16 protein-coding genes are annotated in these 15,114 nt (G+C 40.7%); 11 read left to right on the forward strand and 5 right to left on the reverse strand.

Going from position 1 to position 15,114, the window contains the following annotated elements; all coding sequences use genetic code 11:
- The first annotated feature begins 177 nt into the window (after nucleotides 1-177).
- From ABEQ24_RS02365 to ABEQ24_RS02375, 3 genes are all read left to right on the forward strand, one after another.
- Nucleotides 178-1,344, forward strand: coding sequence for a MalY/PatB family protein (locus ABEQ24_RS02365; RefSeq protein ID WP_430005291.1), 1,167 nt, complete (start codon nucleotides 178-180; stop codon nucleotides 1,342-1,344).
- Between the two features lie 176 nt (nucleotides 1,345-1,520).
- Nucleotides 1,521-2,816, forward strand: a complete 1,296-nt coding sequence (locus ABEQ24_RS02370; protein ID WP_430005403.1) for an ATP-binding protein — start codon at nucleotides 1,521-1,523, stop codon at nucleotides 2,814-2,816.
- Between the two features lie 85 nt (nucleotides 2,817-2,901).
- Nucleotides 2,902-3,231 carry a hypothetical protein gene (locus ABEQ24_RS02375; RefSeq protein ID WP_430005292.1) on the forward strand — a complete coding sequence of 110 codons (330 nt, stop codon included), beginning with the start codon at nucleotides 2,902-2,904 and terminating at the stop codon, nucleotides 3,229-3,231.
- 35 nt (nucleotides 3,232-3,266) lie between these two features.
- Here the strand turns inward: ABEQ24_RS02375 and ABEQ24_RS02380 are convergent, their stop codons facing one another.
- Together ABEQ24_RS02380 and ABEQ24_RS02385 are read right to left on the reverse strand one after the other, a co-directional pair.
- Entirely contained in the window at nucleotides 3,267-3,836 is a 570-nt protein-coding gene (locus ABEQ24_RS02380; RefSeq protein WP_430005293.1) for a superoxide dismutase family protein, read from the reverse strand.
- Nucleotides 3,837-3,943: 107 nt separating this feature from the next.
- Nucleotides 3,944-4,153, reverse strand: a complete 210-nt coding sequence (locus ABEQ24_RS02385; RefSeq protein WP_430005294.1) for a hypothetical protein — start codon at nucleotides 4,151-4,153, stop codon at nucleotides 3,944-3,946.
- 210 nt (nucleotides 4,154-4,363) lie between these two features.
- Between ABEQ24_RS02385 and ABEQ24_RS02390 the strand changes: the two genes are divergently transcribed.
- Entirely contained in the window at nucleotides 4,364-4,750 is a 387-nt protein-coding gene (locus ABEQ24_RS02390) for a kinase-associated lipoprotein B (protein WP_430005295.1), read from the forward strand.
- A gap of 76 nt (nucleotides 4,751-4,826) precedes the next feature.
- Here the strand turns inward: ABEQ24_RS02390 and kapD are convergent, their stop codons facing one another.
- Entirely contained in the window at nucleotides 4,827-5,450 is a 624-nt protein-coding gene (gene kapD, locus ABEQ24_RS02395; RefSeq protein WP_430005296.1) for a 3'-5' exonuclease KapD, read from the reverse strand.
- A 239-nt stretch (nucleotides 5,451-5,689) separates the two neighbouring features.
- On the opposite strand from kapD, the gene ABEQ24_RS02400 reads away from it, so the two are divergent.
- From ABEQ24_RS02400 to ABEQ24_RS02410, 3 genes are all read left to right on the forward strand, one after another.
- Nucleotides 5,690-6,868, forward strand: a complete 1,179-nt coding sequence (locus tag ABEQ24_RS02400; RefSeq protein WP_430005297.1) for an MFS transporter — start codon at nucleotides 5,690-5,692, stop codon at nucleotides 6,866-6,868.
- A gap of 156 nt (nucleotides 6,869-7,024) precedes the next feature.
- A complete protein-coding gene (locus tag ABEQ24_RS02405; RefSeq protein WP_430005404.1) occupies nucleotides 7,025-8,851 on the forward strand; it encodes a transglycosylase domain-containing protein in 1,827 nt (608 codons plus the stop codon).
- 59 nt (nucleotides 8,852-8,910) lie between these two features.
- Entirely contained in the window at nucleotides 8,911-9,309 is a 399-nt protein-coding gene (locus tag ABEQ24_RS02410; RefSeq protein WP_430005298.1) for a thiol-disulfide oxidoreductase DCC family protein, read from the forward strand.
- Nucleotides 9,310-9,342: 33 nt separating this feature from the next.
- Here ABEQ24_RS02410 and ABEQ24_RS02415 read toward each other — a convergent pair whose 3' ends face one another.
- Together ABEQ24_RS02415 and ABEQ24_RS02420 are read right to left on the reverse strand one after the other, a co-directional pair.
- Nucleotides 9,343-9,900 (reverse strand): DUF5366 family protein, encoded by a 558-nt coding sequence (locus ABEQ24_RS02415; protein ID WP_430005299.1) that lies wholly within the window; start codon nucleotides 9,898-9,900, stop codon nucleotides 9,343-9,345.
- Between the two features lie 114 nt (nucleotides 9,901-10,014).
- On the reverse strand, nucleotides 10,015-10,248 hold the full coding sequence (locus ABEQ24_RS02420) for a hypothetical protein (RefSeq protein ID WP_430005300.1): 234 nt from the start codon (nucleotides 10,246-10,248) through the stop codon (nucleotides 10,015-10,017).
- Between the two features lie 226 nt (nucleotides 10,249-10,474).
- Here ABEQ24_RS02420 and ABEQ24_RS02425 point away from each other — a divergent pair, with 226 nt between their 5' ends.
- The 4 genes from ABEQ24_RS02425 to ABEQ24_RS02440 are packed head-to-tail and all read left to right on the forward strand — an operon-like array spanning nucleotide 10,475 to nucleotide 15,114.
- The gene (locus ABEQ24_RS02425; RefSeq protein WP_430005301.1) at nucleotides 10,475-12,865 is read left to right on the forward strand and encodes a Na+/H+ antiporter subunit A; all 2,391 of its coding nucleotides are present in this window, start codon (nucleotides 10,475-10,477) and stop codon (nucleotides 12,863-12,865) included.
- Nucleotides 12,862-13,299, forward strand: coding sequence for a Na(+)/H(+) antiporter subunit B (locus ABEQ24_RS02430; protein WP_430005302.1), 438 nt, complete (start codon nucleotides 12,862-12,864; stop codon nucleotides 13,297-13,299). The genes ABEQ24_RS02425 and ABEQ24_RS02430 overlap by 4 nt, the downstream gene beginning before the upstream one ends.
- The gene (locus tag ABEQ24_RS02435) at nucleotides 13,299-13,640 is read left to right on the forward strand and encodes a Na(+)/H(+) antiporter subunit C (protein ID WP_070876102.1); all 342 of its coding nucleotides are present in this window, start codon (nucleotides 13,299-13,301) and stop codon (nucleotides 13,638-13,640) included. Before ABEQ24_RS02430 ends, ABEQ24_RS02435 begins: the two co-directional genes overlap by 1 nt.
- A complete protein-coding gene (locus tag ABEQ24_RS02440) occupies nucleotides 13,633-15,114 on the forward strand; it encodes a Na+/H+ antiporter subunit D (RefSeq protein ID WP_430005303.1) in 1,482 nt (493 codons plus the stop codon). The genes ABEQ24_RS02435 and ABEQ24_RS02440 overlap by 8 nt, the downstream gene beginning before the upstream one ends.

Below are 15,114 nucleotides of genomic sequence, written 5' to 3' on the forward strand. Positions count from 1 at the left end.
GTGTAAACCCGAAATCCCTGGTTAGCTCCGACAGACAGATAAGGATCCGGCTGAAAAGGCGCTTTTTGCCTTTACAAACGGAGCCGTTCTGGCCGAGGAGTTGGGCGATGGAGCTGGACAACAAGAAAAGCGTAACCGCCCGTTTATTTACAATACCAGAAAAGAAGGAGGGTTAAAATGAATCCTTTTGATCAGACAACAGACAGATCCAATACTCAATCCGTAAAGTGGGATTACACGGAAGAAATTTTCGGGATTAAGGATGTCCTGCCTATGTGGGTGGCAGATATGGATTTTAAAGCTCCTAATGAAGTAGTTTCGGCTCTCGCAGAGCGGGCATCACATGGTATTTTCGGATATACATCCGCAGGGTTCGGTGCCAAAAAAGCCGTACAGCATTGGATGGAAAAACGCCACAACTGGAGCATCACACAAGAATCGATTGTTTTCAGTTCGGGTGTAGTGACAGCTTTAAGCATGGCCATTCAGTCACTGACAGATCCCGGAGACAGTGTCCTCATTCAGTCTCCTGTTTATCATCCTTTTTTTGACATGACCGAAAAAAATAACCGGACGATTATTAATAATCAATTAGAACTTGTGCAGGGAAACTATGAGATTGATTTTGCAGACCTTGAAGAAAAGCTATCTGATCCTGCAGTTAAACTTATGCTGCTGTGCAATCCCCACAACCCAGGCGGCAGAGCTTGGACCTCGGATGAATTGAAAAAGCTTGGCGAGTTATGCGCGGCCCATCATGTTATCGTAGTTTCAGATGAAATTCATTCTGATTTAATGCTGTTTGGAAAAAAGCATGTGCCATTTGCCTCCATTTCTAAGGAGCTGGCCGATCTTTCCATCACATGCATGGCTCCAAGCAAAACATTTAATCTTGCAGGCCTGCAATCATCTGCAATTATCATTTCAAACAAGAATCTTCGCACGAAATATGAGGATTTTCAAAAGAGACAGGGTTTTTTCACCCTGAATACATTCGGGATCACAGGAATGGAAGCTGCTTATACTTTTGGCGCTCCTTGGCTTGAAGAGTTAACAGCGTACCTGGAAGGCAACGTCAATACAGTCACTTCCTTTATTGAAGAAAAGCTGCCGGAGTTAAAGGTAATTCAGCCTGATTCCACCTATCTTGTTTGGATTGACTGCAGAAGCCTCTCAAAAACAGATGCGGAATTGAAGGAATTATTGCTTAAAAAAGGGAGACTTGCCGTTGAAGAAGGCACAAAATACGGCCCTGGCGGTGAAGGCTTTATCCGCATGAATATTGGCTGTCCCCGTTCAGTTGTTCTTGATGGGTTAAAACGCCTTGAAAAAGCATTTTCTTGAATCAGCAAAAGCCATAACTGGGATTATGGCTTTTTTAAACTTCCAATCCGGAATAACTAAGCGCCTCATTCCGGCAGCACATCCCCTGGGTATAAATTGAAATATATTGAAGTATATTGATTTTTTTAATGGTATAATGTATTCAGAATATTGTAAAGGTGTCGAATCCATTGACCATGACAATTGAATCGATTAAAGATTTAATTCTCCATATGACATTCATTCTTTTTCCTGTATTTATATATCAAACCGCATGGCTCAGCAGGCCTTTCAAATCGCCCCCCAGCCGTAACAAAACACTAATTTATTTGCTTTGTGCGCCTTCTGCCGTTTTATGCATGACCTATCCGCTTCATATTATTGACGATTTAAGCTTTGATCTTCATTCCATTCCCATTGTGATCAGTATTTTATATGGAGGGCCGCTTTCCGGTGCTCTGGTCATTCTCACTGTATTTGCCTACCGATTTTATACAGGCGGATATTGGCTGATGCTGAGTCTGCTTACCATCCCTTTCTATATTATTCTTCCTTACTATCTGCAAAAAAAATGGTTTTTCTATAATAAACAGCGCAAAATGATGTTCATTCTGCTGACAGCAACTATTAAAACCGCAGTCACTTATTCTGCGTTATATGTAACTGGAACTTTTGGTCTGACTCCTATGATTTTCACCAAAAGCAATATGGTTATTTTATCGCTCAGCTGGCTTTTCCTCTTATTTGCATTTTTTCTCGCACAATGCTCCATTGAATACATTCGGGAAAACGCAATGATGCGTTATCAGATTATCAAAAACGAAAAACTCTCTATCATAAGCGAACTTGCTGCAAGTGTTGCTCATGAAGTCAGAAATCCATTAACGGTAGTGAGAGGTTTCATTCAATTGATGGGTCAGGAACTGCAGGCGGACGAACATAAAAATAAGGATTACTTCGAATTAGTATTATCAGAGCTTGATCGGGCTCAGGATATTATTACCGATTATTTAAATTTAGCGAAACAGCAATATTTTGAAAAAGAGAACGTTTCTTTATCCTCTTTGCTGATTGAAGTCGATCAATTGATGCGTTCCTATGCCAACTACAAAACGGTCACAATCGAAACAAAAATCGATTCCGATTTAGTCGTTTATGGAGATAATCCGAGATTAAAGCAAGTGTTTATCAACCTATTGAAAAATGCAATTGAGGCTGTCCCTGATTTAGAAGGACAAGTCTTTATAAGAGCCTATTCTTCCCATGAATACATCAGAATCAAAATTTCCGACAATGGAAGCGGAATGACGGCAGACCAGCTTGAACGATTAGGGGAACCCTATTTTACATTAAAAGAAAAAGGAACCGGTCTTGGATTAACTGTCACCTTCTCCATCATTCATCACCACGGGGGAACGATTCGATATCAGAGCGCAATCGGGGAAGGGACAACTGTCACTGTATCTCTGCCCATTCAGTCAGATGCTGAATAGTTAGAATGTTTCTTTCATTTTTATAATAAACTGACTATAGAGACAAGAAGTAAACAGACGAAAAGAACATGAGGAGGGGTTTTTTTTGAAGAACCGATTCATGCTGATTTTTCTGCTTACCTTATGCTTACTGACTGCAGCCTTTTTTATCCCGCAGAAAATGGGGAACGGCGCACAAGCAATCCAAAATGAAGAAATGCAGCAAGAAGCTTCCCTTGCAATTGACACGATTCTAACACTTCACTTTAATTCCTTTCAGCGCGCTCTTTCCCTGAACGAGCAAGTGCTGAGCATCAAAGAACAAAAAGGTTCTGATCAGAAATGCTATGAAACGACTGTACAGTTTTATACATTTTTCGGACTGCCTTTCTCGAAAGTAAAAGCAGATTGTCATCAAATTGCTGAAATAAAGTAAAAACGGCCAAGTGAGGCCGTTTTTACCGTTTAGCGTTATTTTTCGTCAGCAGGTTTTACTTCCTTCTTATCAGGACGTTTTCCTTCTTTTTCTGTAATTTCCCCGCAAGCGATGCGTGTTCCTGATTCTCCAGACGGCTGTGTCATCCCGTCATCCTTCTGTTCAGTAATAATCAGCGTTGTTCCCTCTTTCATTAATAAAGAGTTTTTTGCATCTTTTTTTAGCGTAACGGCCGGTGCAGCAATTTCCGCCTCTACCAGTCCATCTTCATCTGCAATCAGATTCTGCAGATCACCTGCATGCGATCCTTCTGGATGCAGCAGACCGTGCTGCTTTTCATCAGGATTGAAATGATTGCCTGCACTTTTAAATTCAGGCGCCTCGCACTTTGCATTTTCATGTATATGAAAACCATGCTCTCCAGGCGGAAGACCCTCTAAAACTATTTCCAGCTTTATGCCTTTTGTCTGTTCGGAGAGTTTCACCGTCCCAAGTGAATCGCCGCTTGCATTAAACATTTCTACATCTACTTTTGTCGGTGCCTCTTCCATGCACCCGCTTAAGAATGAAAGGAAAAAGACTGCCGGAACGATACGTTTTTTCATTGTTCCCTCCAGAAATATGTACTTCTTACCATTTTCGGCATACGTCGGGTATTTTATTCTGGAAAATAAAAATACCAACCCCAAAATTGGAATTGGCTTCAATCCTATCATTTATTTTTATGAGCGGATTTAAGGTTTTGTTCAAACTCCTCCGCTTTCAATTCTTCTTTTTTCGAGATTTTTTTAATGAGCATAAACGCCCCTACAGCAGCAGCGAAAAAGATGAACATCGTAATTCCAGCTGGAAGGTACTCAGACTTATCTTCAGGAAAATAGAGAAACAGACCAAATATGAAAGCGTTTAACAAATCGATCACTCCTTACCTTTATCCACTTAACTATAACAATTTTTTACCATAAGCTCCACTCTTGTCACAAAATTGATAGAAAAGCGGAACCGACTGTTTAGCTTAGGCAAGGTCTGCCAGTGAAGACGCTTTTTTCCAATGCATAAATACACTATAATTAAAAGAAAGATCAAAAATAAAAATGGGGATTTGCACCAAATAAAAACGGGGGGCATAAAAATGAGAGAAGAACTTTTTATAGGGGAAATCGTTACAGGCATCTATAAAACAGGGAAATATATCGGAGAAATCACGAATATTCAGCCGGAGCATTATTTAGTAAAAGTAAAAGCCGTTATTAAACATCCGCTTCAAGGAGACTTGCACATGCCTAAGGAAGCCGAGGTCCCGTTGTTTCATGAACGAAGAGCACTTGCAGAGAATGAGCAAACCAATATTCCTAAAAGCATGGTCCGTAAATATGAAGGCACCCCCCCATCTTATCAGGAATCTCTGGGCAAAGCAGTTGCCGAACTTGAGAAAGATTTAGCGGAAGATTCAAGACCATGGGCTAAAATGTCACTCGAGAAAATCCAGGTGTTAAAAGAAGATTACTTTAAGCAATAGACTCTTTTATAAAACATTGCTGCTAAAAGCACATCCAAATGATAATAAGCCAAATCACGGGTAAGGTGATTTGGCTCTATGTTGCAAATTTGTTCATGACTTTTGAAAAATCAATTCGGTCTCCGATTGTCGTCGGCGTTGGTTTTTGAAGATACCGTTTATCATTTTCGACAAGGTTATAAATATTGCAGGTGGTCAGTGCATCGTCTAATGCGCAATGATGCCTGCCTGTTCCCTTTTTTCCATACTCTTCAACTGCTTTCCATAAACCTGTCTGATTTCTGTCCCCAAAAAACTTCTTATATTCCATTGATAAATCTCTGAACTTGCCGCTGAAAGGGAAATCAGCGTTGTTCTTCTGGCAATTTTGCCTGAGCACCTTCATGTCCATATTTCCCCATGTAATGACGGTAGTCTTCGGATAATCTCCAAATTCTTTCAAGATTGCGATCAATTCCTGAAAGGAAATACCTGAGTTAACCTGCGCCTGAGAAATGTGCAGAAATGACTTGCAGCGATCTGTTAAAAAGGGAAACTGAACTGGTCTTACATAAGAGGAAAATTGTTTGTGTGCGGTTTGATTGATGACGGAGACGATACCTACTTCGATTATTTCAGGATAAAATCCGCGCGGGTTAGCTTTTCCTTCTGGCATGGTGAATTCAAAATCAATAAAAATTAATTGATGGTGATCTGCCATACGAGCCCTCCTTTCCACTCATTTTATTCATTAAAAAAGAAATTTCCTTTTTATTACTATTATATCACCAAACTGGAAAATATAGCTTTATTTTTCTAAAAATAATGAATATTGCTCAGTTATTATTTCTAAAAACGAAAGGATTGATTTATAATATTAAGGGACACGAAATATATTGCTGGGGTTTTATACTAAAGAAGGTGTTTTTTATCTCAATTCAGAAAAGAAATTTTTTAATCATGTGGGCAGCTAACTTTTTTGTAGCAGCAAGCGCGACCATGATTATGCCCTTTCTGTCTTTATACTTGAGCACATTTGGTGATTTTACCGATGACTATGTGCGCAAATGGGCCGGCTACGTATTTGGCATCTCTTTTTTAATGGCTTTTCTTGTCTCTCCTCTCTGGGGAAGATTTGGAGATAAGTATGGCTATAAAAAGATTTTGCTCATTACAGGGTCCGGCATTGCTACAAGCATTCTTTTAATGGGGTTTGTAAATTCCGTTCATGAATTATTTATACTGCGGCTGCTGATGGGTGCTGTTACTGGGTTTATACCGACTTCTCTTGCTTTAATTTCAGCACAGACTAAAAAGGAAGTTGCAGGGCAAACGCTTGGCACCCTTCAGATGGGAACGGTATCAGGGGGATTATTCGGACCGCTTATTGGAGGTCTTCTCGCTGACGAGTTTGGTTTTACCTACACCTTTTTCATAACAGCAGGCGTTATTTACATATCAGTCCTTCTTGTTGCTTTTGGCATTAAAGAAGCACCGCTAAGAGGGAAAGAGGAAAAAAAGAAATCATATACAAGGAAACAAGTTCTGCGGCATATTTTTAAATCTCCTCTGCTCTTAACAATTATGTTCTTAACCCTGCTTGTTCAAATCGGCAACTTCAGTATTCAGCCGCTGCTGGCTCTTTATGTGAGCGAGCTTCATGGTCCTGTCAATCTGGCCTTTTTCTCTGGGCTTGCTTTTTCCGCAACTGGTGCAGGCAATTTACTGGCATCAAGGAGATGGGGATCTCTTGGCGACCGGATTGGACATGAAAAAGTGCTGATTGGCCTTTTGATTGCCTCTGTTTTCTGCTTTATCCCGCAGGCGCTTGTCCATACTTTATGGCAGCTGATGATTTTCCGTTTTCTATTCGGCATGGCAATTGGCGGAATCATCCCTTGCATTACCGCATTTATCCGCCAGACAGCACCTATAGCTATGCAGGGAGAGGTCCTTGGCTACAATGTCAGCTTTAAGTTTCTTGGGAATGTCATTGGTCCAGTTCTTGGCGGAATGATAGCAGGAAGCTTCGGTATCTCTGCTGTTTTTTATGTAACAGCCGGATTGTTTCTATGCAGTGCGATTCTATTATGGAAAAGCTTGCGCATTGAACAAAAAGCACTTGCAAAAGCAAGCTGAAGAAACGCTCTCCAACAGGAGGGCGTTTTTTTGCTGCTCCTTACAGGAAATATCTTCTATCTGATCCCAACTGATGGTACTATAAAGTGTACACAATAACCTATAAAGCGAGTGACAGCATTGCGTTCAATAATTGGCTGGATAAGCCTGATCATCATGGGCCCCGTTCTTATTTATTTATTTTTAATTTCCGGGGATGAAGTAAAAAATGTGAAAGCTGTATCAACGGTGTTAGACGAAAAGCTCCCTTTAAAAGAATTTCCTCTAACCCAAAATAGTTTTATCGTTGATCAAAACGGCGCCCTCGTTTCTGAAATCATCACAAATCAGGAAAACCGGACTTATGTGTCTTTTGATAAGATCCCTGAAGCTGTCAAAACTATTTTCATTGTTTCAGAGGATCAGAAATTCTATGAACATATTGGATTTGATCCTGCCGGAATGGCGAGAGCGGTCCTGATTAATGCCAAAAGCGAATCGATCGAACAGGGCGGAAGCACCATTACCCAGCAGCTTGCCCGCAATGTCTTTTTATCCCACGAGAAAACCTATAATCGGAAGCTAAGCGAGCTTCTGTACTCATATCACATAGAGAGAACTTTTTCAAAAGAAGAAATTCTCGAAGGATATTTAAATGCAGTCTATTTTCATAACGGAGTTTACGGGGTTCAAATGGCAAGCAATTATTACTTCAGCAAGCCAATTGACAAGCTGACGCTGGCACAAATTGCGTTTATCAGTGCCATCCCGAATAATCCCTCCTTATATGATCCAGTCAAGAATTTTGATCATACAAAGAAAAGGCAGCTTCTGCTGCTTAAAAATCTTTTAGACGGTGAATATATCACTTTGGAGCAATATAACTCTGCTTCAGCAGAAAAAATCAGGTTAAATCTGCAGCACCGGACTGACCGCTTTCCTGACTACGTAACCTATGTACATGATGAACTAAAACGCCTTATTGCTGAAAATGAAGGTTTCAAAAAAAGAGCATCGGCTGCAGACAAGGAAGGTAAAGCTGCAATTGATGAAGAACTGAATACCAGGGTGCATGAAGTTGTAAAAAAAGGCGTGATTATTCATACTGCTCTTGATCCAACCATGCAGGCAAACGCGGCTGATGCTTTTAAAAATCACTTGAGCGATTCTTCTGTTCAAGGAGCGAGTGTTGTTATTGATCATCATACTCATCAAATAAAAGCCTTATATGGAGGCCGGGATTATCAAAAATTCAATTTCAACCGTGCTTATCAGGCATACCGGCAGCCGGGTTCGGCAATAAAGCCTTTGCTCGATTATGTTCCGTATATAGATGTGAAAAATGCTTCTGCATCATCCGTGATAAGTGCAAAACCTTTTTGTAAAAAAGACTACTGCCCCAAAAACTATGATGAGAAAACATATGGAAATGTGACCCTTGAAACGGCTTTTAAAAAATCGTACAACACACCTGCAGTCAGAATGCTTGATGAAGTGGGCATTGCAAAAGGATATTCTTATTTAACGCCATTCGGTTTCCAGGCAGTAACGGATGCTGATTACGTGCTCCCTTCAGCGATCGGCGGCTTCACAAATGGTTTTTCACCTTTAGAACTTACACAAGCCTATTCTGCTTTTGGAAATGACGGTGTTTTCTATAAAAGTCATGCCATTGTCCAAATAACAGACTTGCAAGGGAACTCTTTATACCAATGGAAAGAAGAACCTTTAAGAGTGTGGAAAAGCACAACCAACAATGAAATGAGGAAGCTTTTATCAGCTGTCACATCAAGCGGGACCGGCACAAAAGCTAATCATTCTGCTGTCTATATAGGAGGGAAAACAGGAACAACAAATCACTATAAAGATTTATGGTTTGTCGGTTTAACCGACCGGTATACAGCAGGCGTGTGGATAGGGAAAGACAAATCAGGCAGCATTGAGAATTTATCAAAATCCGCTCCCCAGCAGCTCATCTGGCGTGATATTACAAAAAACCGATAGTTTTAGATTATTTATTCGTGGAAAAGGAAAGATAAAGCATGTAACTTGAGGGTGATATCTTGAAAAACAATAAAATTCTATTATTTGATGGAGTATGCAATTTTTGCGACGGGACTGTACAATTTGTCTTAAAACATGATAAAAAAGCTGTTTTTAAGTTTGCCTCCCTTCAGTCTGATGCGGGACAGCAAATTCTTGCTGAAAATAGCCTCCCTTTGTCAGACTTTGACAGCTTCGTCTATGTCGATGGGGATAAGGTTTACTTCAAATCTACAGCGGCTTTGCACGTATTAAAGGAGCTCGGCGGTTTTTTCAGGATTGCCTTTCTATTAATAGTCATCCCCCGGACAATCAGGGATTATGTCTATAGCATTCTTGCAAAAAACAGATATAAATGGTTTGGAAAGAAGGATGCCTGCACCCTTCCTTCTCCTGAAACAAGAGAAAGATTTCTATAAGAAAAGCCCCCGGGATTAACCGAGGGGCTTCTTCTATACGGGCAAACTCGCCATCAAGCTGTTGTACAATCTCATGCATATATAAAGAATGCCGAACAAAAAAATAGACCAGAACAGCACATGAAATAAAACAAGTCCAACTAAAGAGAAAGACGTTAAGAAAAAGCTGAACTGATATACCGCAAAAACGAAATAACACAGAGTGGCGAGCAGAAAGACAGCGAAAATGCCAATCCCATATTGAACGAGCAGCAAAGAAAGTGCAGCTGCTATTAAATAGAACGCCGAGCCAAGTCTGATTTTCTTCAGGCTCTCACCATTCACATCCTTTGAAAAAAAGAGCAGAGATAGCTCTGTCACTGTATCTGCAATAAGTTTTAATGCTGAAAAAATCATAAAATAAATAAGAGCAAAAACAATAAATAAAGCTAATTTGATGCCATTCTCCGAAAAAAACTCAAGCATTCCTCCGTAAATACCGAGCCTTTTAAGCACTTTTACTACCATCATGACTGTAGAGATGGAAAAAGAAGTGCTGAACAGCAAAATGGAAATCAGCGGAAAGTAGCTGGTGAAATAAGTATTTTTCATTCCATGAATCTCCTAATCTGACAGAATACTCATTCATTATGCCTCACAGCAATAAGGGTTACAAGAATTTTTTTCCACATATAAAACAGAACGTCTAAAGGCTGACGTTCTGTTTTACTTATTCACATTCACAATCCGAATATATTCTCTCGGCTTAAATTTCTCAAGCATCCTTTTTTCCTCATTAGACAAATAAAACGGCTCTTCTCTTTCTGGGATTTCCGCCTTGCTTTCACTCAGGGAATCAGGATCAATGTATGTTCGTTTTGTGTTTTCATTTGCAGCCCATGCACTGCTGAACATGGCTGTAAAAATGAATGTTGCGGTGATGATCTTCTTTTTATTCATATGGATCACCTCATCACTAGCATGCTCATTCAAAAAAGGGAATATACAGGCAAGAAGTGAAAAAAATCGTTATTTTTTGGCTGATTTTTGTTTCTTTCTTCTTATTTAATAGAACAGATAAAGGTGGTCAATAATAGATGTGTAAGGAATGCACGAACGAAATTTTTACGTTATAATCAATTTAGGGTCTTATGACCGTGAAATTTCATCATAAGGAGGATCAAAAATGACGTTATTACATGCGGCTATCATCTCACCATTTCTTCTGGCCATTCTGATACCTTTCCTTTATAAATATTTCAGAAGCATACATACTGGTTGGTTTGTACTCATTTTGCCCATTGTTTTGTTCGTTTATTTTCTTGGATTTATCGGCGAAACCGTTCAATCAACTGTAAATTGGATTCCATCACTTGGCATTAATTTTACAGCCTATGTGGACGGGCTTGGGCTGCTGTTTGCTTTGCTGATTACAGGTATCGGATCGCTCGTCGTATTGTATTCCATTTATTATCTTTCAAAAGAAAAAGAAAAATTAAATCACTTTTATGTTTATCTGCTGATGTTTATGGGAGCTATGCTTGGCGTTGTTCTTTCGGATAATGTCATTGTTCTCTACACATTCTGGGAATTTACCAGCCTTTCATCTTTCTTATTGATCGGCTACTGGTACCACAGAGAAAAATCAAGGTACGGTGCATTAAAGTCGATGATGATTACCGTGTTTGGCGGACTTTCAATGCTCGGGGGTTTTGTCCTGCTCTATTTGATGACAGGAACATTCAGCATCCGCGAAATGATTGAGGCAGTTCCTGGCATTATGAACGATCAGCTGTTTATTCCGGCTCTTGTTCTTGTTCTCCTTGGGGCGTTTACAAAATCAGCCCAATTTCCGTTTTACATCTGGCTTCCGGATGCGATGGAAGCTCCAACGCCAGTCAGTGCGTACTTGCACTCAGCAACAATGGTCAAAGCGGGAATTTATCTTGTTGCAAGGTTCAGTCCTGTTTTTGCCATGACGGCTGAATGGTTTTGGCTTGTCAGCATTTTCGGTCTCATTACATTGTTCTGGGGATCATTAAATGCTGTAAAGCAGACTGATTTAAAAGCGATTCTCGCTTTCTCAACGGTGAGTCAGCTTGGGTTAATCATGTCATTGCTCGGAGTCGGGGCAGCCGCTCTTCATTACGATTCACTTGATGATAATTTTTATACCATTGCAACTGTTGCGGCTATTTTTCATTTAATCAATCATGCCACGTTTAAAGGCAGTCTTTTCATGGTAGCCGGAATCGTTGATCATGAAACCGGCACACGCGATATCCGCAAGCTCGGCGGTTTGATGAGCTTTATGCCAATAACGTTCACAATCGCTGTTATTGGCGCTTTCTCTATGGCCGGCCTGCCGCCTTTCAATGGATTTTTAAGTAAAGAAATGTTTTTTACCGGTATGATCAACGTAACAAAAATGGATATTTTCAGCATGGAAACATGGGGCTTATTATTCCCTGTTCTCGCCTGGATCGCCAGTATTTTTACGTTCCTATACAGTATGGTCCTTGTATTTAAACCTTTTACAGGTCCTGTTCAATTGGAGAAGCTTGAAAAGAAGCCGCATGAAGCACCGCTTGGCATGCTGATTTCTCCTATTATTCTAGGTTCACTTGTTGTGATTTTCGGATTTTTCCCGAATCTGCTGTCTTACACATTAATTGAGCCTGCCGTAGAATCGATCATGCCTTCGCTGCTTTCTGAAGGCGAAAAATTCGAAGTCCATATTACCTTCTGGCATGGATTCACACCTGAATTAATGATGACAATCGGGGTTATTGCCCTTGGAATCATTGGATATCTGACTCTTGGAAAATGGAGAAAGATGTACGATTTGTTCCCGAAAAAACTTGCTCTTAATAAATTCTATGATGCTTCGTTAAGCGGGATGGAACGTTATTCAAATACGTTTACCCGTTTTTACATGACAGGGTTTATAAGAGATTACTTGGCCTATATTTTTGTTTTCCTGATTTTGATTACAGGAGGAACAATGGCTATTAAAGGCGGATTCTCATTCAGTCTGGATGGCACCGCGGAAATTGGCATTTATGAAGCCGTCCTTGCTTTTGCCATGATCGTCGGAACGGTCACGATTTTATTTTCCAAATCCAGATTGACAGCGATTATTGCACTAGGATCAGTGGGCTACAGTTTAGCTTTATTCTTTGTCCTGTTCCGCGCACCGGACCTTGCTCTTACCCAGCTTGTGATTGAAACAGTATCGGTTGCACTGTTTTTGCTCTGCTTCTACTTCCTTCCTTCTTTTAAGAAAAGAGAAAAGAAGCTCAGCTTCCGATTAGTCAATTTCTTTATTTCACTGGGAGTGGGACTTATTGTTACATTGGCTGCTATTTCCGCCAACAGCAATCGCGTCAGCGAAACGATTTCGTCTTTCTTTATTGAAAAAAGTTATACAGAAGCCGGCGGGAAAAATATGGTCAACGTGATCTTAGTAGATTTCCGCGGTTTTGATACTTTATTTGAGATTACCGTTCTTGGCATTGCTGCGCTTGGCATCTATGCAATGGTCAAGCTGCGGATGGCAAAGGGGGAAGAAGGATGAAAAAAACGCACATTAAAACAAACGACGTAATCCTGCAGACGATTACGAAAGTTGTGTTCTTCATCATCATCATTTTCTCGATTTATCTCTTTTTTGCCGGACACTACACACCTGGCGGGGGATTTGTCGGAGGATTAATGACTTCCTCTGCCATTGTACTGCTTCTGCTCGCTTATGATGTAAATACAGTCATCACGATTTTGCCTGTCAATTACATTAATCTGGCTGCAGCAGGACTGCTGATTGCCGTTTTAACAGGTGTCGGGTCTTTCTTTTTCGGTGTTCCGTTTTTATCCCACACATTCGGTCATGTTAATCTGCCGATTCTGGGGGATACGGAGCTTGCAACGGCAGTCTTGTTCGATCTCGGGGTTTATCTTGTTGTAATCGGTGTAACCCTGACCATTATTCAGACGATTGGGGAGACAGAATAATGGAAATTTTAATGGCAATCGTTGTTGGTATATTGTTTATGGCTGCAACTTATTTAATGCTATCTAAAAGCTTGCTTCGCATTATTATCGGTACAGGTTTGCTGAGCCATGGCGCCCATTTGTTAATCCTTACAATGGGCGGATTGAAAAAAGGCGCAGCCCCGCTTCTAGGCGAAGAAGCTTCATCATATGTCGATCCTCTGCCACAGGCTTTGATTTTAACGGCAATTGTTATCAGCTTTGGTGTTACATCCTTCTTGCTTGTGTTAGCTTACAGAGCGTATCAGGAACTTGGAAGTGATGATATGGATCAGTTAAGGGGAAATGATCATAATGAATAATATCGTGATGCTGCCTCTCATTGTTCCATTATTGGCAGGTATTCTTTTAATTTTTTTCAATAAATATATAACGCTTCAAAAGTGGATGAGCGTCATTGCCTCTTTTGCTGCAGTAATCATATCTTTTCTGCTCGTTCAGGATGTCAGAGCAAATGGTATCCTCACGGTGGAAATTGGAAGCTGGGCGCCTCCATACGGAATTGTCTTCGTTGCAGATATGTTTTCCAGTCTGCTCGTCCTGACGACCAGTATCATTGGACTGACTTCTATTTTGTTTGCTTTCCGTTCAATCGGGGCTGAACGGGAGCGTTTTTACTTTTATCCTGCCGTTCAGTTCCTGATTGTCGGCGTAACAGGCGCATTTTTAACAGGCGATATTTTTAACCTGTTTGTCTTTTTTGAAGTGATGCTGATGAGCTCGTATGTGCTGATTGTTCTTGGCGGAACAAAGCCGCAGCTGCGGGAATCTATTAAATATATTATCGTGAATATTTTATCTTCAGCTTTATTTGTCATAACCGTTGCCTACTTATATGCCGTGACTGGAACCTTGAATATGGCAGATTTGAGCCAGAAGATCAGTGAAAGCGGCCAAACAGGCTTTTTGACAGTTATCGCGATTTTATTTTTAGTCGTTTTCGGCATGAAGGGCGCTATTTTTCCGCTTTACTTCTGGATGCCGGGTTCTTATCAGGCCCCGCCGGCTGTTGTAACAGCTTTATTCGGAGCTTTATTGACAAAGGTTGGCGTGTACTCCATTACACGGGTGTATACGCTGATCTTCATTCATGATACGGGTTATACACATCAGCTTTTAGCATGGCTCTCTGTTCTGACTATTCTGTTTGGAGTAATTGGGGCAGTTGCCTATTGGGATGTAGAGAAAATTGTGATCTATAATATTATCGTCGCAGTCGGCGTCATATTATTTGGAGTTGCAGTCTTTAATTCTCCAGGCATTGAAGGAGCTATTTACTACTTAATTCATGACATGATCATAAAAGGTGCCCTCTTTATGCTTGCCGGTGCCATGATTGTGATTACCGGAACAAGCGACCTGCGGAAAATGGGCGGGCTGCTGAAAAATCATCCTCTGCTTGCATGGATGTTCTTTATCGCCGCCATTGCTCTTGCCGGAATTCCTCCTTTAAGCGGCTTTGTCGGAAAACTTAAGATTATTCAGGGCGGATTTGAAGCCGGGGAATATGTTTTTGCTATCTTTGTCCTGCTGTCAAGCTTGCTTGTTCTATACTCCATCATGAAAATTTTCATCCATGGTTTCTGGGGTGAAGTCAAGCTTGAGAAAGAACAGGAAAAAGGCAGAACAAAAGGTCTTCTCTTTCCAATTGCAGTCCTGATTGTTCTGTCGATTGCTTTTGGGGTTGGAACGGAAGCAGCTGCACCGTATATCACTCAAGCTGCTGAAACGCTGCTTGATCCCTCAATCTATATTCAAGCCGTGCTGAAGGAGTAG

Origin of the sequence: Metabacillus idriensis, from assembly GCF_050483325.1 — a bacterium.
Lineage (GTDB): Bacteria > Bacillota > Bacilli > Bacillales > Bacillaceae > Bacillus_P > Bacillus_P idriensis_A.